Origin of the sequence: Aphanothece microscopica RSMan92 (assembly GCF_046613545.2) — a bacterium.
In the GTDB taxonomy this organism is placed as follows: domain Bacteria; phylum Cyanobacteriota; class Cyanobacteriia; order PCC-6307; family Cyanobiaceae; genus NIES-981.
The window spans coordinates 1-563 of record NZ_JBKKKY020000371.1; the positions used below are offsets into that span (position 1 = coordinate 1).

General features: G+C 70.5%; 1 protein-coding gene. It reads left to right on the plus strand.

The window, feature by feature from the left end:
- Nucleotides 1-239: 239 nt before the first annotated feature.
- Nucleotides 240-563, plus strand: a 324-nt coding sequence (locus ACLD7X_RS18060; protein ID WP_411425068.1) for a hypothetical protein, incomplete at its 3' end; no start/stop codon positions are given.

Sequence of the window (563 nt, forward strand, 5' to 3'; positions counted from 1 at the left end):
GGCCCTTGGGCGCGGTGCTGATGCTGCTGGCGGCCGTGGTCGCGCTCGGCGCGCTGCTGGTGGAGCGTTGGCTGATGTTTGCCGAGGCGACCCACACCGTCACGTTGTATTACACCGGGGAGGCCTGACGCCCCCCTCCCGACCACGCCCCCTGCGCCGGGGGCTGCGCGAATTGGAAGCTTGACGCGCCCCCCCTTCACAGCGTTAGGGATGGTTGGACATCAGGAACGGGCCGCAGGATGCCATTCGCCGATTATCGGCCTGACCCGGCCGATCTCGATCGCTTTCTGAGCCTTTGCGGCTCCCGCCTCTGGACAAAGCGCCTCGGCGAGATCGGGCAACGGGCGCGGCAGGCATCCCTGTCCGGCCGTGCGGCCCAGCAGCGCCATGCGGTGGAACTTGTCCTGGCCCGGCTCACGGACCCCAAGGCGATGGCGAATGCCGGCCAGGCGGAACGCCGCTTGCTGGCCTATGCGCGGGAAGCGTCGAAGCTGGCTGCCACCCTTCCCGCCCCGCGTCGCGCCCGGCTGCGCGACCGTATCGCGGCGGCGCTGACGGGTCAG